Consider the following 24,919-nt stretch of genomic DNA (forward strand, 5'->3'; position numbering starts at 1 on the left):
CCGGCCACCGGGCCACCGCGCCACCGGTCCGCTACTGCCCCCACTTGCCGCTGCGCTTCATCACGCCCCAGTTGTGCTTGCTGCGCGAAAACCACTGCCACAGCCCGCGCACCCGCCAGAGGGTGTTGAGCTGGCGGTAGCCGAAGTTTTCCAGGATCGCCATCAGGAACAGCTGGAGCATGTCGCGCCGTCGGCTGTAGACCCGGAACGACAGCGTCTCCAGCAGCAGGCCGTTGACCGACAGCAGGATGCCCATGCCGATCGCCACCAGCAGGAAGGCCGCCAGCGCCGTGTAGGACACCGCGCCCAGCGCGAAGCCGGCGATCATGAACACGTAGCCGACGAGTTCGATCAGCGGCCCCAGCCACTCGAACAGGGCCATGAACGGCCAGGCCAGCCAGCCGGCCGCGCCGCCGCGCCGGGACAGCGGCAGCCGCACGTGACGCACCAGGCTCTCGGCCAGCCCGCGCTGCCAGCGGCTGCGCTGGCGGCCAAGGGTGCCGAGGTCTTCGGGGCATTCGGTCCAGCAGATCGGGTCGGGCAGGTAGCGGATGCGGTAGGGAATCTTCGCCGCGCGGTGATAGCGGTGCAGGCGCACCACCAGCTCCATGTCCTCGCCGACCGTATCGGTGCGGTAGCCGCCGACCGCCATCACCCGCTCGCGGTCGAACAGCCCGAAGGCGCCGGAGATGATCAGCACCGCGTTCATCGGCGACCAGCCCAGCCGCCCGAACAGGAAGGCGCGCAGGTATTCGACGATCTGGAAGCGCGCCAGCCAGTTGCCCGGCAGGCCGGCCTTGATGAGAAAGCCGCCGCGCACCTGCGAGCCGTTGGCGATGCGCACGGTGCCGCCGGCGGCGACGGTGCGCTCGTCCTCGAGAAAGGGCTGCACCACCCGCAGCAGGCTGTCGCGCTGGAGGATGGAGTCGGCGTCGACGCCGCAGAACAGCCCGTGCCGCGCGGCATTGATGCCGGCATTGAGCGCGTCGGCCTTGCCGCCGTTCGCCTTGTCGATGACCCGCAGGTTGGCATAGCGCCGCGAGCGGTAGATGCCCAGCACCGGCTTGTGCTCGACCGCCTGGCGCAGCGGCTCGGGGTGCGGCTCGAGCTCGAACTCGGCCATCAGGACGGCCAGCGTCTGGTCCTTCGAGCCGTCATTGATCACCACGACCTCGAAGTCCGGGTATTGCAGTTGGAGCATCGAGCGCACCGAGGTGCGGATGGTCGCCTCCTCGTTGTAGGCCGGCATCAGGATCGAAACCGGCGGCTCCACGCCCAGGTACGGCGCGACCTCGCCGGTCTCGGCACGCTCGCGCAGGTAGCTCGTCAGGCTGATCATCGACAGCGCGTTGAGCAGCAGGTACATGCCGTTGAGCAGCAGGAAGTAGAGGATGAAGCCCAGTTGCGCCCACCAGGTCCAGTCGACGGTCATGCCGGCATCTCCGCGATGGCGCGGCGCAGGGCGTCCTGCCCGTAGCGATCGGTGACCTGGTCGAGCAACCTTTCCAACCGCTCGGGCGTCGCGCCGGGTAGGGCGGCCAGGGCATCGGCGGTGGCCTGCCGGACCCACCAGCTGCGGTCGGCCAGCAAGGGCAGCAGCACCTCCGCGTCGGTGGCGCGCGCCTGCTGGCGGAAGGCGCCGATGGCCTTGAGGCGCACGCCCGGGTCCTCGTGGCGCAGCGCGCGGACGATTCGCTCGCGGTCGCGCGGGTCGCCCAGTTCGCACAGGCATTCGAGGGCGGCCTGCAATTCCTCGCCCGTGCCGCCGTCGTCCAGCCGGGCGCGTGACCAGGGCGCGGCATGGCGCGGCTCGGCCCAGCTCAGCAAGCCCACCAGGCGCTGGCGTACCGAGGGCTCGGCGCCGACCAGCACGGTGAGGATCGGCGCCGTCACCGCCTGGGTGCCGGCCTGCTGGCACAGGCTGGACAGTCGCGGCATGGCCCAGTCGCGGCGGGTCGTCGCCAGGGGCAGCAGCAGTTGCATGGCGCGCGAGGCATCCATCGCGACCAGGGTTTGCGCCGCCGCCAGCGAGACGATGGCGCTGCGGTTGGTCACCAGCGGCTGCACGGCGTCCCAGTGGCGCGGCTCGGCCAGGTAGCGCAGGCAGGTCAGGCCGACCAGACGGCTGCGCACCCGGCCCTGCAACAGGCCCAGCACATAGGCCTCCAGCCCCAGCGCCTGCAACGCGCGATTCATGCGCTCACGCGCGGCGCCGCGCAGTTGCAGCTGCGTGCGGTTCCACTGCATGACGAACCAGAAGCGCTGCCCGCGCGCGAGCGGCGGGTGCTCGGGGGCGTCGTCGCTCAGGCTGCACAGCGCGAAGTACGGGCGCCAGGCCTCGTTGAAGCGTTGGCGGCGGCGCTGCCGACGGGCGGAGACTTCCGCCAGCAGCAGCACGTGGACCATCACCAGCAGCGTGATCAGTGCCAGCGCGAGCGCGGTGTAGACGGCCGCGCGCAGGATGAAGTCGTCCGGCAGCCAGGCCTGCCACAGCGACGGCAACGGGCTGCGGCACAGCCAATCGGGACAGGCGAGCGCGTCAAAAGGCATGGCGCAGCCCCAGCTGCACCCAGTCGCGCGTGTAGAGGTCGCCCTGCTCGTGGCGGCCGAATTCCCAGGTCAGCGCCCAGCGCGTGTCGAACCAGTGGCGCCCTTGCAGGCTGACGGCGCGCACGTCGCTGGTCAGCAGCCGCTGCCCCTCCACCGCTTCTTCCTCGCCGAAGGTTCCGCGCAGGCCGAGGTAGCTCAGGCCGTCGTAGTAATAGTCGAGCGACAGGTCGTGGCCGATCGGCGTGCCGGCGTTGGAGACATCGGTGATGTTGAGGGTGTAGCCGGCGCGCCAGTCGTTCCAGTAGCGCTCGACCGACAGCGCCAGGCGGTCGACGCGGCTGGTCGCGTATTCGGTACGCCGCACGCTGGCGGCGCCGAGGAAGCCGGCCGGCAGACGCCGTTGCAGGCGCAGGTCGGCATGCCATTTCGGCAGGAAGAAGGGGTCGTGCTGGTAGCCGACTTCCGGTTGCAGCGTCCAGTTCTCGTCCAACGCGATCACCGCGCCGAGCTCGAGGCCCGGGTCCCAGTCACCGAAGCGCTGTTCGCGCAGCAGCGCGCCGTACCAGCCAAGCCCTTCGGCACGGGTCGAGACGTAGTCGAGCCGCTGGGTCTGCCAGTCGTCGAAGCCGCTGTCCAGATCGTCGGTGCGGTACGACAGCTCCAGCTCATGGCGTCGCTCGGCCTGCGGCTGGACGGGCTGCCCGGCGATGGTCACCGGCGTGCTGAGCGCGGCGCGCGCCTGCTGCATGACTTGCTGGACCAGGGCGTACTCCGGCGCCAGCGTCGCGGCGCGCTCCAGCGGCACCATCGCCGCCTGCGGGCGGTCGGCCCAGAGCAATGCCTGGCCTTTGCCAAGCAGGTAGTCGGCATTGTCAGGGTCGCCGGCCAGCAACCGCTCGTAGAGCGGCAGGGCGTCCAGCGGCCGGCCCTGCCAGGCGAGCACGCGGGCCAGCAGGAAGCGCGCTTCGGCATCCTCCGGTCGCTCGGCGAGGTGCCGTTCCAGCGTGGCGCGCGCGGCATCGAGCTGCTGGTTCTCGACCTGCTGGCGAGCGGTCTCGAGGTTGGCGAAGGCAAGCGCCGGGAGCAGCGCGAGGAGGAGGGCGAACGGGCGAGCGAGCGTCAACGCGGCCTCCGGATCAGGCGGCGGATGCGGGCCAGCAGCTCCTCGGGCTGGAAGGGCTTGGTGACGTAATCGTCCGCGCCCAGCTCCAGCGCGCGGACGATGTCCACTTCGCGCGCCTTGGCGGTCAGCATCAGCACCGGCACCGAATCCCAGCCGGGCTGCGCGCGCAGCCGTTCGACCAGTTCGAGGCCGTCGTGGTAGGGCAGCATGATGTCCATCAGCACCAGGTTCGGCACCGCGCCGGTGGTGATGTAGTCCAGCGCCTGGCGGCCGTCGGCGGCATGTTCGACACCGAAGCCCTGGCGTTCGAGCATGAAGCGGATCAGGAAGGCGATGTCCTCTTCGTCTTCCACCATCAGGATGCGCAGATCGTTTGCATCGCTCACGGCGATTCCCCTTGCGACGTGGCCGGCGGTCCCGGCCAGTGAGACAGGTAGTGCTGGATCAGTGCGGCCAGCTCGCTGCCGTCGTGGCGCGACTTGACCAGGCGGCGCAGCACCAGGTGATTTTCCGCGGCCGGTTCGTCGAGCGCGGAGAAGATGATGACCGGGATCGGCGGATCGTTTCGTGACAGGTCGTCGAGCAGCTCGGAGCCGTCGCCGTCCGGCAGCATCAGGTCCAGCAGCACCAGCTCGTGTGGCCGCTGCGCCAGCTGCTCACGCGCTTCGGCCACGCTGCCGGCGCTCCACAGGTCGGCATCCAGCCCGGCGAGCTGACTGGCGACCAGCGTGCGCAGGTCGGGGTCGTCCTCGACGTGCAGGATGTTCGGCCGCTGGCCCGGCACCAGGCAGGCCCGCATGACCGCCACCACCCGCGCGGCGTCGACCGGTTCGCGCAGCCAGTCCATCACGCCGACCGCGCCGCCGCGCACCGCCGTGGTGTCGCTGTCCGCTTCGCCGTCCTGTTGCAGGCTGACCACCAGCACCGGGAGCTGGCGCAGGCCCGGCTCCTCGCGCAGGTCGCGCAGGAAGGCCACGCCCTGCTCGTCGCTCAGGTTGGGGCTCAGCGTCAGCGCCTGGAAGGTCGCGCCCAGGAGCCACTCGCGCGCCTCCTGCGGGGTGCGGCACGAGCGGGTGGCGTAGCCGTGCTGGCGCAGGATGACCGCCAGTTGCTCGGCGGCGCGGACGTCGGGCTCGACGATCAGGATGCGCTGGCCTTCGATGGCGGCCGGTCGCGCGATCGTGTTCGGCGACACGGCCGGGACGGCCGCTGGCTGGTTGAGCGGAAAGCGCAGGTGAAAGCGCGTGCCCCGGCCGGTCTCGGTATCGAAGCCGATGGTGCCGTGCATCTGCTCCACCAGCGAACGGGTGATGGCCAGCCCCAGCCCGGTACCGCCGCGGCTGCGCACGTCGGAGGCGTCGGCCTGGGCGAAGCGCTCGAAGATGCGTCCGCGAAAGGCCTCCGGGATGCCCTGCCCGCGATCGGTGACGGCGATCTCCAGGTGATCGCCATGCCGCTCGCAGCTCACCGTAACCACTCCGCCGGCGGGCGAGTGCTTGATCGCGTTGGACAGCAGGTTGGCCATGACCTGGGCGAAGCGGTCGGCATCCAGCACCAGCACGCCGCCCTCGGCCGGCTGCTGCAACGCCAGGCTGACCTGGAATTCGCGCGCGTAGGGCTCGTTGTTGGTCAGCGCCTGCTCGACCAGCGGCAGCACCTCGACCGGTGCCATCTCCAGCACCAGGCGTCCGGCTTCGAGCTTTTCGATGTCGAGGATGTCGTTGATCAGCCGCACCAGCCGTTCGCTATTCTTGTGGGCGATGTCCAGCAGCGGCCGCATCGTCGGCGGTACCTCGCCGGCGATGCCGCCGATGAGCATGCCGAGCCCGCCGCGGATGGCGGTCAGCGGGGTGCGCAGCTCATGGCTGACGGTCGAGACGAACTCGGATTTCAGGCGCTGGATCTGCCGCCAGTCGGTGATGTCGATCGCCACGGCGACCACCTGCACGCTGCCGTCGGACAGGCGCAGCGGGCGCTTGGTCAGCTGGAACCAGCGCTCCTGCCCGGCCGAATCGGTGACCGGAATCTCCGCGTGACGTTGCGCGCCGCCGTGCTCCAGCAGGTCCTGATCGCCGTCGAGCAGCGGCATCAGCAGGTGCCCGGCCGCCAGGTCGCGCGGCTGCCGGCCTTCGACGGCTTCCGGCGACAGGTCCAGCACCTGGGCCAGGGCCAGGTTGCAGAGCTGGAAGCGACCGAGCGCGTCGCGCACGTAGATGAGATTTTCATCGGCGTCGACCACGCTGCGCAGGAATGCGCGGTGGTCCTGCAGGCGCTGGCGGTTGCGCTGTTGCTCGGTAACGTCGCGGGCGATGGCCAGGTGATCGCCCAGGCCGGTCGGCACCAGGCGGATCTCGAAGGTGTTGCCGGCCTCGTCGCACCAATCGCGTGTCAGCGTGCGGGGCGAGCCGTCGCGGCTCAGCATGTCCCGCAGGACCGGCTCGATCGCCAGCGGAGCGGCCGTGCGCTCGCCGCTGGCCGGCGACAGGGGTCGTATTGTCCCGTTGCGATCGATCTCGTACAGGCTGTCCGGCACGGCCTGCAACAGCGCATCGACGCGGGCCTGCCCGGCCTGGGCGACGAGAGCCAGGCGATGGCGGGCGATCAGGTTGCGGCGGATCGCCCAGAACGCGCCGATCATCAGCAGGGCCACCACCAGCCCGCCGAGCACGGCGACCCGCTGGGCATAGGCGACCCGTTCGGCCAGCGCCTGGCGGTCCTGCTCGAGATGGCCTCGCTCATGCGCTTCGGCGGCACCGAGCAGGCGCCGTATGCGGTCCATCGCCGCCTTGCCGCCCGCGTTGCGCGCCCGCTCGGCGGCGGCTTCCAGGCCCACCTCGCGCCGGATGGCGATGTTGCTCGCGGCGGTTTCGAGCCGATCGGCGATGGCCTGGTCCAGTTCGGCCAGCCAGGCCGCGCTGTCGCCGTTGCCGCCGAGCCGCTGTTCGAGCGCCTGGCGCTCGCGTGCCAGGCGCAGCCGGCCCTTGGTATAGGGCTCCAGGTAGCTGGGCTCGCCGGTGAGGATGAAGCCGCGCTGGCCGGTCTCGATATCCTGCAATGACGAGAGGATCGCCTGGATCGAGGTGATCAGCTCCAGGCTGCCCCGCACCGATTGGTTGGCTTCGAGCAGCGAGCGCTGGGTCCGCGCGCCGTGCCAGGCCAGGGCGACCAGCAGGACGCAGGCGATGGCGAAGGCGAGCGAGTGCCAGCTGAGTCGGGGGCTTGCCTGCAAAACCGGAACTCCTGGGTGGGGCGCGCGAAACGCCGGAACCGCTCGCGGTCGGGCGCCGGCGAGTGGGCTTTCATAAAGCGACCGACCGCTGTCGTCGGTGTTCCCTGCTCAAGAGGCGACGCGCACCTGGTCGCGGCCGCCGTGCTTGGCAGCATAGAGAGCCTTGTCGGCCCGCTCAAGAAGCTCGCCGGCCGGCCGCGTGCCGTCGGTTTCGCAGATGCCGGCGCTGAGCGTGACATGGAACGACTGCTCGCCGGCGCTGAACACCAGGTCGGCGAAATGCCGGCGGATCTGGTCGAACACCTTCTTCGCCTCGCTGGCCGGGCAATCCGGCAGCACCGCCATGAATTCCTCGCCACCGTAGCGACCCAGGCTGTCGATCCGGCGCAGGCGCTGGCGCAGCAGGTTGGCGAGCGAGCGGATCACGTTGTCGCCGGCGGCGTGGCCGTGGCTGTCGTTGACCTTCTTGAAGTGGTCGATGTCGAGCATCACCACGCTGGCCGGCCGCCCGCTGCGATGGGCGCGCTGCACCTCCAGAGCCAGCTGCTCCTTGATGCCGGCGTGCTTGAGCAGCCCGGTCAGGCTGTCGCGCGCCAGCGCCAGGCTCAGGGTGCGCGCCCGTTGCGCGTGGGAATAGACGGCCGACACCAGCGCGCGGTCGCTGATCGGCTTGGTGATGAAGTCGTCGCCGGCCTTGAGCAGCGCGTCCATCTGCCGGCCGACGTCGGTCTCGGCGGAGAGGTAGATGATCGGCACGCGCAGCCAGTCGTCATGCAGGCGGATCATCTGCGCCAGCTCGGGGCCGGAGCAGCCGGGCATGTTGATGTCCAGCAGCACCACTTCCGGGTTGAACGCCTGCATCGTCTCGAACAGGCGCGTCACGTCGTCGAGCTGCTCGACCTGCATTTGCGCGCTGCGCAACACCAGGCTGTAACGCGCAACCAGATCGGTGTCGTCGTCGATGATCATCACCCGATATTGCTCGCCCTGCTGGCGGTTGAGCGAGCGTTCCAGGCGGCTTTCCAGCTGGGTAATGTCCAGCGGACGGGTGAAGAAACCCTGGGCGCCGGCACGCACCGCGGCGAGCTGGGTGGCGAAGTCCGCGTCCGCGGCGACGACCATCAGCGGCAGCGGCTCGGGTCGCGCGTCCTGCAGCCGGGCGATGCGGGCCAGTTCGTCGACGCCATCGAGCAGGCTGGCGATCAGCGCGTCCGGGCGGTTTCGCTCGACGCAGGTCGGCAGTTGGTCGATGGCCTCGCAGAGCGAAACCTGATAACCGAAATTCTCCAGTGTCTGGCGGGTTCGCGCGGCGGCGTCGGCGTCGGGGTCGAGCAGCAGCACCCGCCGCCCGGCCGTCTGGGCATTGAACGGGGCGAGCGGCTGGTCGTCGCCGGTATGCACCAGCCCCTCGCGGGCGAAGCGGTGCACCGCGCCGATGAAGCTGGAGAGGCTGTGCTGGCCCGGCTCCAGCGCCTCCAGCCAGAGGTCGGCCTGTCGTTCGAGCTGGCGGGCCTGCTCGCCGAGCTGCGGGAAACCGAAGGTGCCGGCGGAACCGGCGAGCTTGTGCAATTGCTCGCGCAGGGCCTGCATCAGCGGCGTCAGGCGCGTCATGTCGCGCGCCTCGGCGAGCTCGTCGGCGTGGCGGGCCAGCGAGGGGAGTTCGTTGCGCAGGCGCTCGGCGAACTGGTCGGTCAGGGCCTGAAGCTGACGTTGCAGCGCGTCGGTCGGGGAATCACTCATGCACGCGGGTCCAGATGGTGCGCAAACGCTCGGAGAGCTGAAGCGGGTCGAAGGGTTTGCTGAGCACGTCGCAGGCGCCCAGGTTCAGCAGGGTGGCGAGCCGCTGGTCGTCGATGTTGCCGGTCAGGAAGACCACCGGCACCGCGGCCAGCGCCGGCAGTTCGCGCAGCCGGTGCATGGTCTCGGGGCCGTCCATGTCCGGCAGCATCACATCGAGCAGGATGAGGTCCGGGGCGAACGCCGGGCCACGCGCCAGCGCGTCTTCGCCCGAGGCGCAGCTGAGCACCTGGAAGCCGCCGATCCGTTCCAGGGCGATGCGGGTCACGACCTGGATCGACGGCACGTCTTCCACGTGCAGGATGCGTTCGAGCGGTTTCATGTGATCTCCTTGACGCGGTCGGCCAGCGGCAGTTCGAACCAGAAGCAGGCGCCCTGGCCGGGCGTCGAATCGAAGCCGATGCGGCCGCCCATGCGCTCGACCAGCTCCTTGCTGATCGCCAGCCCCAGCCCCGTGCCGCCGCGCTGCCGACTATCGGACGAGTCGGCCTGGGCGAACTTCTGGAAGATCCGGTCGCGAAAGGCCTCGGCCACCCCCGGTCCGCGGTCTCGGACGCTGACCCGTACGGTTTCGTCACTGCGAACGCTGGACAGTTCGACCTCCTGCCCCGGCGGCGAATACTTGGCCGCGTTGGACAGCAGGTTGCTCAGCACCTGTTGCAGGCGCAGCGCATCGACCCGCACCAGCGCGTCGGCGGGGTTGCTCAGGCGATAGCTGACCTTGTAGCGCTGGGCGTAGCCGGCGTTGCTGCGCAGCGCCTGTTCGAGCAGCGGCTGCAAGGCCTGCACGCGGAACTCGAAGCGCATCTGCCCGGCGTTGAGCTTGTCCATGTCGAGCAGGTCGTTGACCAGCTCGCTCAGGCGCTGGCTGTTCTGGTAGGCGATGTCGAGCAGCTCCTGGAGGTGCGCGGGAATCTCGCCCATCACGCCGCTGCTGATCAGCCCCAGGGAACCTGCGATCGAGGTCACCGGCGTGCGCAGCTCGTGGCTGACGGTGGCGACGAATTCGCGCCGCATGCGCTCGATGCGCTTGCGCTCGGTGATGTCGTGCAGCACCGCCACCGCGCCGATCTGACTGCCGTCGGGCGCGAACAGCGGGTCGGCGCTGACCAGCACGTGCCGGGGCGTGCTATCGGCCAGCACGGCCAGCTCCATGTTGCGCACCCGCTCGCCGTGGAGCGCCCGGAACAGCGGCACCTGGTCGGGGGCCAGCGGTGTCTGCTCGTCCGGCTGGTAGAGGCGGTAGACGCTGGCCCACTGCTCGGGCGGCACGGGCGCGGCATCCCGGCCGTGCCACTGGCGCGCCAGGTCGTTGAACAGCGTCAGGTTGCCCTGCGCGTCGCAGGCGATGACGCCCTCGGACAGCGCCTCGAGCAGGCGGCGGTTCATCTCCTGCTGCTTGTCCAGCTCGGCCTGCTGCGCCTTGCGCTCGGTGATGTCGGTGACCAGGCCATGCCAGAGCACCGAGCCGTCGCTTTGCGGCAAGGGCGTGGCGCGGGCCTCGATCCAGCGCTGGCCGCGCGTCGGGTGCAGCACGCGGTGCTCGAAATGCCAGGGCGTGACCGAGCCGGCCGCCTCGCGAATGGTCGCCAGCACGCGCTGACGGTCGTCGGGGTGGACGACGGCGAAGATCGGCCGCAAGTCGTCGGCGATCTGCTCCGGTCGCAGGCCGAAGATCTGCTCGATGCCTTCGCTGGCATAGGGGAAGGCGCCGGCCGTTCCCTTGCGCCAGTGGAACTGGAACAGCATGCCCGGCACCTGGGCGGCGATCTGCTGCAGGCGCAGTTGCAGTTGCGCCTGCAGGGTCAGGTCGTAGGCGATCGCCAGGTAGCCGCGCAGCCGCTGCTCGCCGTCGAGGATGGGCGACAGCGTGAGCAGCACCGGGACCAGGTGGCCGTCGCGGTGGCGCAGCTGCCACTCGCGCACATCGGAGCCGTTGCGGGCGAGCGGGGCGGTCAGCGCGCTGAAGTCCGCCGCGATCGGTCGCTGCGATTCGCGCGTCAGCGCCCCGGCGCGACGCTGAAGATCGGCCGCGGCGAACAGCGTGGTGAACGGCCTGCCCCGCAGCGTCTCGGCGGGATAGCCGAGCAGGCGCTCGGCGGCCGGATTCAGGCGCGCCACGGTGCCGTCGGTCTGGGTCACCAGCACGGCGCTGGTGGCGCTGTCGAGAATGGCGTGCTGCAAGGCGGCCTGCTCGGCGAAGCGCTTGGTCAGCAGGCGCTCCTCGAACAGGCGGATGACCTGCCGCGCCAGCCGCGACAACGCCTCGCGCTGTTCGGGGCGCAGCGTGCGCGGCACCCGGTCGATGACGCACAGGGTGCCGAGGTTATGGCCGTCGGGCGAGGTCAACGGTGCACCGGCATAGAAGCGAATCGCCGGGCCGGCGGTGACCAGCGGGTTGTCGGCGAAGCGCGCATCCTGCCTGGCGTCGTCGACCTCGAAGATGCCGTCGCCCTGGATGGTGTGGGCGCAGAAGGCGATCTCCCGCGGGGTCTCGCTGACGTCCAGCCCCACCCGGCTCTTGAACCACTGGCGGCGGTCGTCGACCAGCGAGATCAGCGCGATCGGGGTCTCGCAGATGTAGGCGGCGAGCTGGGTGAAATCGTCGAAGTCGTGCTCGTCGGGCGTGTCGAGGATTTCATAGCGCAGCAGCGCGGCGAGGCGCGAGGGCTCGTTGTCGTGAGGGTTCATGTCCTGCGCGTCGGCGTCTCTTGCGTCCATTGGCACCTGCACCTTACGCAGGGCATCCCTGCGTTGTAAGTCACCGCGGGTGGCGGTCCCAGATCGTCTGGATCTGGTGCGCCAGGCGCATGGGATCGAAGGGCTTGATGATCACCTCGAGCGCACCGAGGCCGCGCAGGTGCTCGATCTCGCCCGATTGCACCTTGGCCGTCATGAAGGCCACCGGAGTGTCGGCCAGCGCCGGGCGCTCGCGCAGCCTGGCCAGCGTCTCGGGGCCGTCCATGCCGGGCATCATCACGTCCAGCAGGATGAAGTCCGGCGCGAACGCCTCGACCTGCTCGAGCGCCTGCGGGCCGGAGTCGCAGCTCAGCACCTGGTAGCCGCCCACCGCCTCGAGCGCCAGCTTGGTCACCGCCTGGATCGACGGGTCGTCCTCGACATGCAGGATCCGTTTCAGCTCGGCCATCGAGCGCTCCTTGGAGTGTAGTCCGCCGGGACGGGCCGCTGCCGCGGCATGGGCTGGCCGGTGGGTGTCATGGGTGTCGTTCGTCCGTTGCCTCGACCAGCGGCAGCTCGAACCAGAAGCGCGCGCCCTGGCCCGGCTCCGAATCGAAGCCGATACGGCCCTGCATGCGCTCGACCAGCTCCTTGCTGATGGCGAGCCCCAGGCCGGTGCCGCCCTTCTGTCGCGTGTCGGACGAATCGGCCTGGGAGAATTTCTGGAATATACGCGCGTGGAACGCCGGCGGAATCCCCGGTCCGCGATCGGCCACGGTGACGCGCACCCAGCCGTCGCGCGGCTCGGCCAGTATCTCGACCTGGTCGCCGGCCGGCGAGAACTTGGCGGCATTGGACAGGAAGTTGGCCATCACCTGGTGCAGCCGCACCTCGTCGACCCGCACTTGCCACGCCGGATCGACCGGATGGAGGACGAAGCCGACCTGGTGCTGGCGGGCATAGTCGTCGCTCATGCGCACCGCTTCCTGGAGGATTGGCGCCAGCGGCTGGCGTTCGAGCTGGAAGGTCATCTTGCCGGCGACCAGCTTGTCCATGTCCAGCAAATCGTCGATCAGCCGCGCCAGGCGCTGGCTGTTCTGGTAGGCGATGCCGAGCATCTGCTGCTGGGTCGCGCTCAGTTCGCCCAGCGCGCCGCCGGTCGCCAGCCCCAGCGCGCCGGTGATGGAGGTCAGCGGGGTGCGCAGCTCGTGGCTGACGATCGAGACGAACTCGTTCTTCATCTGCTCGATGCGCTTGCGTTCGGTGATGTCGCGCACCAGGCCGATGAACTTGCGCTCGCCGCGGTGGCTGATCTGCGAGACGCGCAGCTCGATCGGGAAGGTCTCGCCGTTGCGCCGCTGGGCGACCATCTCGCGGTTCATCTCCAGCGCCTGCGACTCGCCGCGCTCATGGTAGGCGCGCAGGTAGCCGTCGTGGGCGTCGCGGGTCGGCTGCGGCATGAGGACGTTGAGGTTGCGGCCCAGCAGCTCCTCGCTGCGGTAGCCGAAGATGCGTTCGGCGGCGTGGTTGAAGGTTTCGATCTGGCCGCGCTGGTCGATGATGATGATCCCGTCGATCACGTTGGCGATCAGCTTGCGCAGGTAGTCCTCGCGCTCGAGCGTATTCAGCTCGGCCTGCACGCGCTCGGTGACGTCCCAGATGAAGCCGTCGTAGCCCAGTACGTTGCCGTTGCGATCGTGCTGCGGCCGGCTCTTCTCGCGTACCCAGACCACCTCGCCGTCGGCGCGCACCAGCCGGTAGCTGTGCTCCCAGCCTTGCTGGCGGGCCTGCTGGTTGTTGAAGGCCTCCAGCGCCTCGCGGCGGTCCTCGGGGTGAATGATGTCGAGGTAGTGGCGCACGCGATGGCGGATGAAATCCGCGGCCGGATAGCCGCTCAGTCGCTCCATGCCTTCGCTGAGGTAGTTCAGCGTGCGCTGGCTGTCGTTGGCGCAGCGGTAGAGCACGCCCGGAAGGTTGCTGACCATCGCGCGGAAGCGGCTTTCGCTCTTTTGCAGGGCGCGGGTGGTTTCCAGCAGTTCGGTGATGTCGTTGGCGATGCCGAGGTAGCCGCTGAGCACGCCCTGGTTGTCACGGATGGCGGTGACCGTGAGGTTGATCAGCCGCTGGTTGCCATCGGGGCGGCGGTAGGTCCAGTGGCGGGTCTCCGGCGTGCCGGAGCGCGGGATTTCCACCAGCGCGTCGAAGCCGGTGATCGGACGCTGAAGCGCGGCGCTCAGTGCGCGGGCGCGTTCTTCCAGTTCTTCGGCCGGCAACAGGTCGGCGGCGTTGACCTGGCCGACCACATGCTCGGCTGACAGCGCCAGCAGGCGTTCGGCGCCGGCATTGAACAGGGTGATCCGGCCGAACGCATCGGTGGCGACGATCGCCACCTCGGTCGAGGCCTGCACCACCGCCTCGAGGTAGGCGCGGGTCTCGCGCATCAGCTGCTGCTGCATCCGGGCTTCGGTGATGTCGGTTATCACGCCATACATGCGCAGCGGCGCGCTGTCGACGGTGCGTTCCAGCACCCGTCCGCGCACGCGGATCCAGATCCAGCGGCCGTCGCGGTGACGGGCGCGAAAGTCATGCTCGAACAGGCTGCCGGGCGTCTCGAGATTCTCGCGCAGGCGCCGGCCGAACTCCGGGCCGTCTTCGGGGTGCACCCGTGCTCGCCAGGTCTCGAAGGCCGTATCGGTGGGCTCGGCGATGTCTTCACCGAAGATCCTGCCCCAGCCCGCGTCGACGATCATGCGGCCCTCCGGCACGTTCCATTCCCAGGTGCCGGCGCGGGTGGCTTCGCGCGTGGCATCGCCGCGCTGGTGCTCCTCGACCAGCCGCTGCTCGATGGCCTTGCGCTCGCTGATGTCGGCGATGAAGCCATGCCAGTGCACGCTGCCGTCGGGGTGCGGCTCGGGCGTGGCGCGCACCTCTACCCAGATCACGCCCTTGGTCGGGTGGATCAGGCGGTACTCGGGAGAGCGGAACAGCAGGCTCTGCGCCGAGCTGACGAGCCCCGCCTCGACCTGCGGCAGGTCATCGGGGTGTACGCAGGCGAAGGCCAGCGAGGCGTCGGCCATCAGGGCCTCGGGCGTGAAACCGAAGATGGCTTCGGTCCCTTCGCTGGCGTAGAGGAAGCGGTAGCGGCCGTCGGGCGAGCGCTCGAGCTGGTACATCGCGCCGGGCAGGTGGCTGGCGATCTTCTGCGCGCGACCGAGGACGTTGAGACGATCGTGCTCCTGCCGCTCGCGCTCGAGGGTGGCGGCCAGCCAGCCGGCGAACAGGCGCATGAACTCCATGTCCGCGTCATCGAAGCGCCAGCGCCGCGGGCCGGCCGAGGCGAACAGCACGGCCCCCGAACCCGCTTCGCCGGGCAGCGCCGTGGCGATCAGGCTGCTGCCCGGCTCGAGCGCATGGCCGGTCGCGTCTTCGATGGTCAGCGGTCGGCCCTGCCCGGCGCAGTCCTCGATGCGTCGCAGCAGGGCATCGGAGGGCGCGCCATCCAGCCCGCCCAGGGCCTGCACGACCTGCGGCTCACCGGCGTCGTAGCGGATCAGCTGGGCCTGCGCCATTCGCAGGTAGGCCGCGGCCCGCGCGAGCGCCTCGCCGAGCGGCGGGCCGCCTCGCTCGGTTGGCGGCAGCGAGGCGATCTCGTTGAGCGTACGCAGCGCGTCGCGATGGCGCTGCTGGACGCGCGTGCGCCGATGGTAGAGCAGCAACACGACCAGTAGCAGGCCCTCGGCGATCAGCCAGGCGAAGGTCCACTTGGCCTGGAGGGCGGTCAGGGCAGCCTGTTGATCGGCGAGCTGCTCGGTGACGTCGCGCCAGACCAGCGCGACAGCCAGCGGCGGCGCTTCGCTGTGGGCCTGTCGCGAGCCGTCCAGCGGGACCTGCCGCAGCAGGTAGGCGCGGTCGTTCACCCGCAGCAGGCGAGTCGTTCGGACGTCATCGGGATCGGCCAGCAAGCCGGCCTCGGCCCAGGCCACGGCCTGCTCCGGCGAGCGGGCATCGAGCAGCCAGCCCGGCTGGCCGGCGACGGCAATGCCCTCCAGCGGCACGCGCATCACCGGCGCCATCCGCTGCTGGTTGAGCAGCAGCGCGACGCCGGCATCCAGTTGCGCCGAGAGCCTGGGCAGCGGCGGCAGCAGGCCGAAGCCGACCTCCAGCGCGCCGATCACCGGGCTGGCCGGGTCCTGGGTCGCGTGGATCGGCGCTATCGCCCGGTTGCCGGCGCCGAATGGCCCGATATCGATGCCCGACACCACGCTGGCGCTGTCCAGGGCGCGCGCGAGCAACGGTCGTCGATCGGCTTCGTCATCGCCATGCGCCTGCCGCGCGTGCATGCGCAGCAGCGTGGTGCCGCGCGGCCCGACGTAGAGTGCCAGCTGGCGTGCCTCATGGGCTTGCATGCCTTGCCAGAAGGGCTGCAACTCGCTGATCAGCCAGTTACGCAGCCGATAGACGCCGGCATCGTTCCAGGGCGTGCCCGCTTCCAGCAGGGCGGCGCTCTGGCGCATCAGCGTCTGCACGCCGACGTCGGCAGCGAGCGTCCCGGCGATCAGTTCGGCCTGCCCTTGCAGGTGGCGCTGGGCGGCCAGCACGGCGCGGGCCTGCACCTCGCTCTGCTGGTCCAGTTGCAGCCGCCACAGCGCGTCATGGTTGCGGGTGTCGTTGTAGGCCAGCGCGCCGAACAGCGTGGCCAGCAGGAGACTGCCGAGCGCGAGCAGCCAGAGAACACGTCCTTTCGAACGTTTTAATGGCATCGAAACCAAGCCTCTCTACGCCGCAGTATCGCGGGACATGGCCGTATCGCTGGCACGCCGTCGCCCTCCGCGTGGTGACCGATGAGGGTTCAGCGTCGCGTCGGCAGGTCGAGCGCGGCGGCCGGTTGCGGTCGGCCGAACCAGTAGCCCTGGCCGAGCAGGCCCTCGTATTCACTTAGGAACCCGGCCTGTGCCGCCTGTTCAATGCCCTCGGCGACGATTTGCAAGCCGAGGCTGTGGGCCAGGTTGATGATGGTCTCGGTGAGGGCGACGTCTTCGGCGTTGGCAGGTATGCCGGCGATGAAGCCGCGGTCGATCTTCAGCTTGTGCACGGGCAGCCGCTTGAGGCGCAGCAGCGAGGAATAGCCGGTGCCGAAGTCGTCGATCGAGAGCTGCACGCCGAGCGCGCTGAGGCGTTCGAGCAGCGCCTGGGCGGCATCGGGGTCGTCCATGATCGTGCTTTCGGTGATCTCCAGCTCCAGATGGCTCGGGTCCAGCCGGCTGGTGCGCAGGGCCTCGGCCACGCGGCGGTCCAGGTCGGCGCCGAACGAGCGGCTGGACAGGTTCACTGCGACGAAATCCAGCGCGATGCCGGCATCCAGCCACTGGCGCATCTGCCGGCAGGCTTGCGCCAGCACCCAGGCGTCGAGCGACGCGATCAGGCCGGCCTCCTCGGCGACCGGAATGAAGTCGCCCGGCGGCACCAGGCCGACGCCGGGACGCTCCCAGCGCACCAGCGATTCGACGCCGACGATCCGCTGGCTGGCCAGGTCGTGTATGGGCTGGAAGTGCACCCGCAGCTCGTCGCGCTCCAGCGCACGGCGCAGCGCCGACACCAGTTCGATCCGCTGGCGTGCCAGGGCGGTCAGCTCCTGGCTGTAGAAGGCGTAGGTGCCGCGCGCCCGCGCCTTGGCGCGTGAAAGGGCCGAGTCGGCGTTGCGCATGGCCTGCTCGGCGCTCTGTGCATCGGCGGGGTAGAGGCTGATGCCGACGCTGGCGGCGATGAACAGTTCGCGGCCGTCGAGCGAGAAAGGCTGGACGAAGGCTTGCAGGACCGACTGCGCGAGGGCGGCGGCATGCTCGATCGAGTGGCATTGTTCGCACAGCAGGCCGAATTCGTCGCCGCCCAGGCGGGCCAATGTCATGCCTTCGGTCGGGCCGCGCAGACGCTCGCCGACCGCCTGCAACAGCTCGTCGCCGCGCTTGTGACCGAGGCTTTCATTGATGCGCTTGAACTGCGCGATATCGATCTGCAACACCGCGCCGCCGCCGCGTTCCTGGCGGGCGTGCTCGAGCGCATGCTCGACGCGCTGGCTGAACAGCCGGCGGTTGGGCAGGGCCGTCAGCGGATCGTAATGGGCGAGGAAGTCCAGCTCGCGCTGGGAGCGCTTGATCGCGCTGATGTCGGAGAACACCGCGACGTAGTGGCTGAGGGTGCCCTGTTCGTCGTGGATGGCGCGGATGCATTGCCACGCCGGGAACACCGATTCGTTGCGGTGACGGTTCCAGATTTCGCCGCGCCATTCGCCGTGGCGATTCAGGCAGTCCCACATCTGCTGGTAGAAGCGATCGTCATGACGGCCGGACTTGAGCAGGTCCGGCGAGCGGCCGATCACCTCGTCGGCCGTGTAGCCGGTGATCCGGGTGAACGCCGGATTGACGTGCACGATGCGCTCGCGGGCATCGGTCACCAGTACGCCTTCCAGGCTCGCCTCGAACACCGCCGAGGCCTGCCGCAGGCTCGAATCCTTCTGGCGCTGGCTCCTGAGCTGCTGGTTGATGCGGTTCAGGTGCAGGCACGACAGCACGAACAGTAGCGCGGTGGTGACCAGCACGAAGATCAGGCCCTTGTAGGATTGCCAGGTGGCGGTATCGACCCGGTCGGCGAGCATCTGCAGCCAGCCGTCGCTGAGCAGGATCCACGCGCTGGCGAACAGGCCGTACGGCACCGCGACCCGGAGGGCCTGGCGATAATCGGTCATGCGCTCTCACCCCTGAAACATGCGGAAAACCAAAGGCACCCAGCGGGCCTATTCCCAGCCGAAAGGTAGGCGGTTTTATCCAGGTTGGGGGACATAATGCCGTCAGACCTCTCAAGGGTCTGCGCATTCATTCAATCGAGGCTTCAGGCGCTTATGTGGTACTACGGCTTTCTCGACCTCTCGATCTGGCAGCTCGTCGCGGTCACGCTCGCGCTGACGCATGTCACGATCGTCAGCGTCACGGTCTACCTGCATCGGTATTCGGCCCACCGCTCGCTGGAGCTGCATCCGGCACTCAAGCACTTTTTCCGCTTCTGGCTGTGGCTGACCACCGCCATGAATACCCGCGAGTGGACGGCGATCCACCGCAAGCACCACGCCAAGTGCGAAACCCCGGACGACCCGCACAGCCCGGTCCACAAAGGCTTGGGAACGGTCCTGCGCAAGGGCGCCGAACTATACATGGCGGAAGCGAAGAACGAGGAGACCTTGCGGATATACGGCAAGAACTGCCCCGACGACTGGCTCGAGCGCAACCTCTACAGCCGCTACCCCAATGCCGGCGTGACGCTGATGGCGCTGATCGATCTGGCCTTGTTCGGCGTGCTGGGCCTGACCGTCTGGGCGATCCAGATGATCTGGATTCCCTTCTGGGCGGCCGGCGTGATCAACGGGCTGGGCCATGCCATCGGCTATCGCAACTTCGAGTGCAAGGACGCGGCGACCAACCTGGTGCCCTGGGGCATCCTCGTCGGCGGCGAAGAGCTGCACAACAACCATCACACCTACCCCAACTCGGCCAAGCTGTCGGTCAAGGCCTGGGAATTCGACATGGGCTGGGCCTGGATCAAGCTGTTCAGCCTGCTCGGGCTGGCGAAAGTGAACCGCGTCGCGCCGATCGCCCATCGCATCGAGGGCAAGGCCCAGCTCGACATGGACACGGCGATGGCGATCCTCAACAACCGCTTCCAGATCATGGCGCAATACCGCAAGCAGGTGATCGGCCCGCTGGTGCGACTGGAGCTGTCGCGCGCCGATGCCTCGGTGCGCCATCAGTTCCGCCGCGCCAAGCGGCTGCTGTCGCGCGAGCCGAGCCTGCTGGAGGCCTCGCAGCAGGCGCATATCGAGGCGATGCTCGAGCAGAGCCAGGCGCTGCGGGTGATCTACGAGAAGCGGCTGGCCTTGCAGCAGATCTGGGCCAGGACCAGCGCCAACGGGCACGACATGCTCGGCGCGATCCGGCAGTGGGTGCACGAGGCCGAAGCCAGCGGCATCCAGTCGCTGCGCGACTTCGCCGAGCAGCTCAAGACCTATTCGCTGCGCCCGGCGCCAGCGCTTGCCTGACCGCTGATCGGCAGGCTCGCCATGGCGGCCTGCCGCTCGGAACTTTGCCCCTTGCGCCTGTTCTCTTTGCAGCGATTCGCAGCCTGCACCCGGCTCTAGACCGGGCGATGGCGCCGGCAAGGGGACGAGGATGGGCTGGGCAAAAGGTAAAGATCACCGGGCTGAAATACCGGCCGCCGCCGAGGCGCAGGCGCGGCTGGCACTGATTCACGCGCAGGCCGAAGTCGCCCGCCTGCGCGAGCGGGAAGAGCTGTTCAACCTCCTGCTTGGCGGCGTCAACGCGGTGCTCTGGGCCTTCGATTGGCGTGCCCAGCGGGTGATTTACGTGAGCCCCGCGTACGAGCGCATCTTCGGCCGTTCGGCGGCGCTGCTGCTGGCCGACTTCGCCGAATGGCGCAACGCGATCTACCCCGACGACCTCGAGTACGCTCAGCAGACGATGCTCGATGCGCTCGACCAGGGCGCAGTCGAGACGCGCGAGTACCGCATCATCCGCGGCGACGGCCAGCTGCGCTGGCTGAGCGACAAGTGCTTCGTCGGTCGCCAGCCGGAGAACGGGCAGGGGCCGTTGCTGGTCGGCATCGCCGAGGACATCACCGACAAGAAGCGCATGGAAGGCGAGCTGCACCGCCTGGCCACCACCGACGTGCTCACCGAGAGCAGCAACCGCCGGCACTTCTTCGAATGCGCGCAGCGCGAGTTCGACCGCGCGAAGCTGTATGCCGCGCCGATGGCCTTCCTGCTGCTGGACATCGATGACTTCAAGCGCATCAACGACACGCACGGCCACCATGTCGGCGACCTGGTGCTGCAACAGATCGCCCGTTGCGGGGCGTCGGTGCTGCGCCGGGGCGACCTGTTCGGGCGGATCGGCGGCGAGGAGTTCGCCGTGCTGCTGCCCGGCTGCGTGCCGGAGCTGGCGGACCAGATCGCCAAGCGCCTGCAACGGGAAATCCAGCGGCTCTCGTTCCAGACCGCCGTCAGCCATTTCGGCGTGACCGCGAGTTTCGGCCTGACCTCGCTGCGCGCCAGCGATGCGACCTTGCACGAGATGTTCGCCCGCGCCGATGCGGCGATGTACCGGGCCAAGCGGCTGGGCAAGAACCAGGTGGTGGTGGGCTAGCGCAGGCCGGTCACCACGCCTGCGAAAGCGCGTTCACCGCGCGATCATTTGACCGACGCGGCGGCCTGCCGGAGTTCGTCGCAGGCCGCTTCCCGCTCGCTGGCCGACATGGCGTCCCAGTGCGCCTGGCCTTCCTCCAGCCCGGCGGCGAAGCCCTGTTCGAACGCCGCCTCGGACATGCCGTTCTTCATCAACTGGGCCTTTTGCTGCTGCCGGCTCTGGGCCAGTTGCTCGAGCGAATAGCCGCCGCAGACCTTGGCCGCCGCTTCCATCGAACCGCCCAGCCTGGCGAACCCGGCAACCATGTCGCGAACGTTCGGCGGTGTGTCGCTGCTCTGGGCGAAGCCCGGCAGGCTGGTCAGCGCGGCGAGCGCGAGGGCAAGGGACGGGGCGAGGATCGGGCGCATCGATGGGTCTCCGGCGGTGTCGAGGGCGTCCCGCTCACTGTAGCCGCGTACCCCCGTGCGGCAAGCGACCGGGACGGACGGTTCAGGCCGCCGGCTGTTGCTGGGTGATGCAATGGATGTTGCCGCCGCCCAGCAGGATTTCCCGTCCGGGCACCATCACCACCTGGTGATCCGGGAACACCTCGCCGAGGATGCGCTCGGCCTCGGCGTCCAGCGGGTCGCCGAACGAGGGGGCGATGATGCCGCCATTGACGATCAGGAAGTTGACGTAGCTGCCGGCCAGGCGGATCGAGGGATCGCGAGGCTGGCTGCCGACCAGCGGCGCCACGCCGGCGCACTCTTCGGCCGTCGCGTGCAGCGGACCGGGAATCGGCATCTTGTGCACCTTGAGCGCGCGGCCCCGCGCGTCGCGCGCCTGCTCCAGCACCGCCATCGCCGCCTGGCAGCGTGCGTGGTTGGGATCGGCCGGGTCGTCCGTCCAGGCCAGCAGCACCTCGCCGGGGCGCACGTAGCAGCAGAAGTTGTCGACGTGGCCATCGGTTTCGTCGTTGAACAGCCCCTGTGGCAGCCAGATGACGGTATCGATCGCCAAATGCTCGCGCAGCCTGTCTTCGATCGCCTCGCGCGACAGGTGCGGGTTGCGGTTGCGGTTGAGCAGGCATTCCTCGGTGGTGATCAGCGTGCCTTCGCCATCGACATGGATCGAGCCGCCTTCGAGTACGAAGCCATCGGTGCGGTAGCGCTCGCAGCGTTCGATTTCGAGGATCTTCTGGGCGACCTCGTCGTCGCGGCGCCAGTCGGCATAGAGCCCGCCTTCCAGGCCGCCCCAGGCATTGAACGTCCAGTCCACGCCTCGCAGGCCGCCCTGGCCGTCGATGACGAAGGTCGGGCCGGTGTCGCGCACCCAGGCGTCGTCGGTGCTCATCTCGACCACGCGGATGCGCGGATCGTCGAGCGCGGCGCGGGCCGCGTGGAACTGGTCGGCCGTCGCGCAGACGGTGACCGGCTCGAAGCGCGCGATCGCCTTGGCCACGGCCGCGAACGCCGCTTGCGCCGGGGCGCCGTTGCCGCGCCAGTTGTCCGGGCGTTGCGGCCAGACCATCCAGGTCTGGCTGTGCGGCGCCCATTCGGCGGGCATGAAGAAACCGTCGGCGCGTGGAGTGGAAGTGAGCGTGGTCATGGTCGATTTCCGGGTCTGGCGATGAGCGTGCCCATCGCTGGGGCTTGAGGATCGTGGCCGCGGCTACCGAAACGGATCGTTGGCCGCAGGGCGTGGCGCGGCGGTGTGAGCGTAGCCGGCGCACAGGACGTAGGCCGAAATGGTAGGGCCGCGGCTACCGGTGCGGAAGGGGTGCGACGGCTGTAGCGGGTGTGGTTGCGCATGGCGTTGGCTGCGCACCCGAGCCATCGGCATGGCCTGATCGCCAGCAAGCTGGCTCCTACACGAGCAGCCCTCGAACACGCCGAGCCTGGCGCGTCCGGCACGCGCCAACCATCTGAAAACACAGCGGTCCGCACATCCGCTGCCGTCAGACCGTATGCAGGTACCAGTTGTATTCGAGGTCCGAGATCGAGTGCTCGAATTCCTCCAGTTCGCTCTCCTTGCAGGCGACGAAGATGTCGGTGTAGGTGGCGTCGATGTAGCGGGCCATGACTTCGCTGTCGTCGAGCAGGCGCAGCGCGTCGCGCAGGTTGGTGGGCAGGCTCGGTTCGACCTTCTCGTAGGAGTTGCCCTCGACCGGGTCGTCCGGCTCGATGGCATTGGTCAGGCCGTGATGGACACCGGACAGCACCGCGGCGAGCAGCAGGTAGGGATTGGCGTCGGCGCCGGCGACGCGGTGCTCGATGCGCACCGCATCGGGGCTTTCGGTCGGCACGCGCAGCGCTACGGTGCGGTTGTCCAGGCCCCAGCACGGCGCGTTCGGCACGTAGAACTGCGCGCCGAAGCGGCGATAGGAATTCACGTTCGGGCAGAGGAAGGCCATCGAGGCGGCCATCGTCTCCTGGATGCCACCGATGGCATGGCGCAGCGGCGGGTGCTCGACGGGGTTGTCCGTGGCGAAGATGTTGTTGCCGTTCTTGTCGAGAATGGAGATGTGCACGTGCAGCCCGTTGCCGGCCTGGCCCGGATAGGGCTTGGCCATGAAGGTGGTGTCCATCTCGTGGTCGTAGGCGATGTTCTTGATCAGGCGCTTGAGCAGCACGGCGTAGTCGCACGCCTTGATCGGGTCGGCGACGTGGTGGAGGTTGACCTCGAACTGCGCCGGCGCGCTTTCCTTGACGATGGCGTCGGCCGGAATGCCCTGCTCCTTGGCGCCTTCGAGGATGTCCTGCAGGCAGTCGACGTACTCGTCGAGGTCGTCGATCAGGTAGACCTGGGTCGACTGCGGCCGCTTGCCGGAGATCGGCGAGCGCGGCGGCTGCGGGCGGCCGTTCACGTTCTCCTGGTCGATCAGGTAAAACTCCAGTTCGAAGGCCGCGCACACGGTCAGCTCCAGCTCGTCGAACTTGGCCACCACGCGGCGCAGCACTTCGCGCGGGTCGGCGAAGAACGGCGAGCCATCGCGCTCGTGCATGGTCATCAGCAGCTGCGCGGTCGGGCGCTTCTGCCAGGGTTCCTTCGACAGCGTGTTGGGGATCGGGAAGCAGGTGCGGTCGGAGTCGCCGATGTCCATGCCCAGGCCGGTGCTTTCGACGGTGATGCCCTTGATGTCCAGGGCGAACAGCGAGGCGGGCAGGTTGATGCCCTTTTCGTAGACGCGGTGCAGGCTGGCACGCTCGATGCGCTTGCCGCGCACCACGCCGTTCATGTCGGCGATCAGCAGGTCGACGTAGAGGACCTCCGGGTGTTCCTTGAGAAACGCGTTCGCTTCGTTGAGCTGAACGGCACGCGGCGGGGACGACATGGTGACACCTTAATTGTTAAAAATTTCAATCAGTCGGGTAGGCCTCCCGGAGTCAAGCGAAAAGCCAGGAGCCTGTCAATAGGCCTCGGGAGCGCCCAATTGTGGCGCGGCAAGGCCTTTTTCGGGGCGTGGCGGGTGCGTTTCGGGCGAGCCTGACGGGGCCGGCGTTCAACAAAAGGGGCAGCTATTGTGTAAAAAAATGAACAAGGCTACTCTCCAGCCAACCCTCTCGACAGAAAGATGGTGCTCCAAATGCCTCGCTTGCCGCTCATAGGCGTCACCGCCTGTACCAAGCAGATCGGCCATCACGCCTTCCACATCGCAGGCGACAAGTACCTGCGCGCCGCGGCCATCGCCGGCACCCCTCTGATCATTCCCGCGCTCGGCGAGCTGTTCGACCAGACCACGCTGCTCGACAGTCTAGATGGTCTGCTGCTGACCGGCTCGCCCTCGAACGTCGAGCCGCACCACTACCAGGGGCCGGCCAGCGAAGCGGGTACGCCGCACGATCCGATGCGCGATCGCACCACGCTGCCGCTGATTCGCGCGGCCGTCGCGGCGGGCGTGCCGCTGTTCGGCATCTGCCGCGGCTACCAGGAAATGAACGTCGCCTACGGCGGCAGCCTGTACCAGAAGGTGCATGAGGTCGGCCGCTACGAGGATCACCGCGAATCGCCTGAGGATCCGGTCGAGGTGCAGTACGGCGTACGCCATCCGCTGCACGTGCAGCCTGGCGGATTGCTCGAGCGCTGCGGCCTGCCCGCGCGGATCGAGGTGAACTCCGTGCACGGTCAGGGTGTCGAGCGTCTGGGCGCCGGGCTGCGCATCGAGGCGCTGGCGCCGGATGGCCTGATCGAGGCGTTCTCCGTCGAGGACGCCCGCACCTTCGCCCTTGGCGTGCAATGGCATCCGGAATGGCAGGTTCATCGCCATCCGCATTATCTGGCGCTGTTCGAAGCTTTCGCCCAGGCCTGCCGGGAGCGGGCCGGGCAACGTTGACCGTGCGAGGGATCGGCGGT

17 protein-coding genes and 1 pseudogene are annotated in these 24,919 nt (G+C 68.8%); 3 read left to right on the forward strand and 15 right to left on the reverse strand.

Annotated elements, in window-relative coordinates:
* Positions 1-31: 31 nt before the first annotated feature.
* From D7325_RS15995 to dibA, 12 genes and pseudogenes are all read right to left on the reverse strand, one after another.
* The gene (locus D7325_RS15995) at positions 32-1,432 is read right to left on the reverse strand and encodes a glycosyltransferase family 2 protein (RefSeq protein WP_120997384.1); all 1,401 of its coding nucleotides are present in this window, start codon (positions 1,430-1,432) and stop codon (positions 32-34) included.
* Entirely contained in the window at positions 1,429-2,550 is a 1,122-nt protein-coding gene (locus D7325_RS16000; RefSeq protein ID WP_120997386.1) for a HEAT repeat domain-containing protein, read from the reverse strand. Before D7325_RS16000 ends, D7325_RS15995 begins: the two co-directional genes overlap by 4 nt.
* Complete coding sequence (locus D7325_RS16005) at positions 2,540-3,673, reverse strand: YaiO family outer membrane beta-barrel protein (protein WP_245962099.1); 1,134 nt, start codon at positions 3,671-3,673, stop codon at positions 2,540-2,542. Before D7325_RS16005 ends, D7325_RS16000 begins: the two co-directional genes overlap by 11 nt.
* Positions 3,670-4,059, reverse strand: coding sequence for a response regulator transcription factor (locus tag D7325_RS16010; protein WP_120997388.1), 390 nt, complete (start codon positions 4,057-4,059; stop codon positions 3,670-3,672). The genes D7325_RS16005 and D7325_RS16010 overlap by 4 nt, the downstream gene beginning before the upstream one ends.
* The gene (locus tag D7325_RS16015) at positions 4,056-6,902 is read right to left on the reverse strand and encodes a CHASE3 domain-containing protein (protein WP_120997390.1); all 2,847 of its coding nucleotides are present in this window, start codon (positions 6,900-6,902) and stop codon (positions 4,056-4,058) included. Before D7325_RS16015 ends, D7325_RS16010 begins: the two co-directional genes overlap by 4 nt.
* 108 nt (positions 6,903-7,010) lie before the next feature.
* Complete coding sequence (locus D7325_RS16020) at positions 7,011-8,642, reverse strand: diguanylate cyclase domain-containing protein (protein WP_120997391.1); 1,632 nt, start codon at positions 8,640-8,642, stop codon at positions 7,011-7,013.
* The gene (locus D7325_RS16025; RefSeq protein ID WP_120997394.1) at positions 8,635-9,021 is read right to left on the reverse strand and encodes a response regulator; all 387 of its coding nucleotides are present in this window, start codon (positions 9,019-9,021) and stop codon (positions 8,635-8,637) included. The genes D7325_RS16020 and D7325_RS16025 overlap by 8 nt, the downstream gene beginning before the upstream one ends.
* Positions 9,018-11,420 carry a PAS domain S-box protein gene (locus tag D7325_RS16030; protein ID WP_120997396.1) on the reverse strand — a complete coding sequence of 801 codons (2,403 nt, stop codon included), beginning with the start codon at positions 11,418-11,420 and terminating at the stop codon, positions 9,018-9,020. Before D7325_RS16030 ends, D7325_RS16025 begins: the two co-directional genes overlap by 4 nt.
* A 40-nt stretch (positions 11,421-11,460) precedes the next feature.
* Positions 11,461-11,847, reverse strand: a complete 387-nt coding sequence (locus D7325_RS16035; protein ID WP_120997398.1) for a response regulator — start codon at positions 11,845-11,847, stop codon at positions 11,461-11,463.
* A 67-nt stretch (positions 11,848-11,914) separates the two neighbouring features.
* Positions 11,915-13,870 carry a PAS domain-containing sensor histidine kinase gene (locus D7325_RS19315; protein ID WP_342769577.1) on the reverse strand — a complete coding sequence of 652 codons (1,956 nt, stop codon included), beginning with the start codon at positions 13,868-13,870 and terminating at the stop codon, positions 11,915-11,917.
* A pseudogene (locus tag D7325_RS19405) lies at positions 13,868-16,138 on the reverse strand (PAS domain-containing protein); the annotation flags it as partial. The gene D7325_RS19315 and the pseudogene D7325_RS19405, both read right to left, overlap by 3 nt.
* An 89-nt stretch (positions 16,139-16,227) precedes the next feature.
* Positions 16,228-18,120: a phosphodiesterase DibA gene (gene dibA, locus D7325_RS16045; protein WP_120997402.1), complete on the reverse strand. Its 1,893-nt coding sequence runs from the start codon at positions 18,118-18,120 to the stop codon at positions 16,228-16,230.
* A 153-nt stretch (positions 18,121-18,273) separates the two neighbouring features.
* Here dibA and desA point away from each other — a divergent pair, with 153 nt between their 5' ends.
* Positions 18,274-19,464, forward strand: a complete 1,191-nt coding sequence (desA, locus tag D7325_RS16050; protein WP_120997404.1) for a delta-9 fatty acid desaturase DesA — start codon at positions 18,274-18,276, stop codon at positions 19,462-19,464.
* 130 nt (positions 19,465-19,594) lie between these two features.
* Positions 19,595-20,587, forward strand: coding sequence for a GGDEF domain-containing protein (locus tag D7325_RS16055; RefSeq protein WP_120997406.1), 993 nt, complete (start codon positions 19,595-19,597; stop codon positions 20,585-20,587).
* A 44-nt stretch (positions 20,588-20,631) separates the two neighbouring features.
* On the opposite strand, the gene D7325_RS16060 is transcribed toward D7325_RS16055, so the two are convergent.
* The 3 genes from D7325_RS16060 to D7325_RS16070 form a co-directional block, all read right to left on the reverse strand.
* Entirely contained in the window at positions 20,632-20,994 is a 363-nt protein-coding gene (locus tag D7325_RS16060; RefSeq protein ID WP_120997409.1) for a hypothetical protein, read from the reverse strand.
* 82 nt (positions 20,995-21,076) lie between these two features.
* Positions 21,077-22,174 carry an agmatine deiminase gene (aguA, locus tag D7325_RS16065; protein WP_120997411.1) on the reverse strand — a complete coding sequence of 366 codons (1,098 nt, stop codon included), beginning with the start codon at positions 22,172-22,174 and terminating at the stop codon, positions 21,077-21,079.
* Positions 22,175-22,523: 349 nt separating this feature from the next.
* Entirely contained in the window at positions 22,524-23,900 is a 1,377-nt protein-coding gene (locus tag D7325_RS16070) for a glutamine synthetase family protein (RefSeq protein WP_120997413.1), read from the reverse strand.
* Positions 23,901-24,152: 252 nt separating this feature from the next.
* On the opposite strand from D7325_RS16070, the gene D7325_RS16075 reads away from it, so the two are divergent.
* Positions 24,153-24,899: a gamma-glutamyl-gamma-aminobutyrate hydrolase family protein gene (locus D7325_RS16075; RefSeq protein ID WP_120997415.1), complete on the forward strand. Its 747-nt coding sequence runs from the start codon at positions 24,153-24,155 to the stop codon at positions 24,897-24,899.
* Positions 24,900-24,919 lie beyond the last annotated feature (20 nt).

The organism is Stutzerimonas urumqiensis (genome assembly GCF_003640395.1).
GTDB lineage: Bacteria > Pseudomonadota > Gammaproteobacteria > Pseudomonadales > Pseudomonadaceae > Stutzerimonas > Stutzerimonas urumqiensis.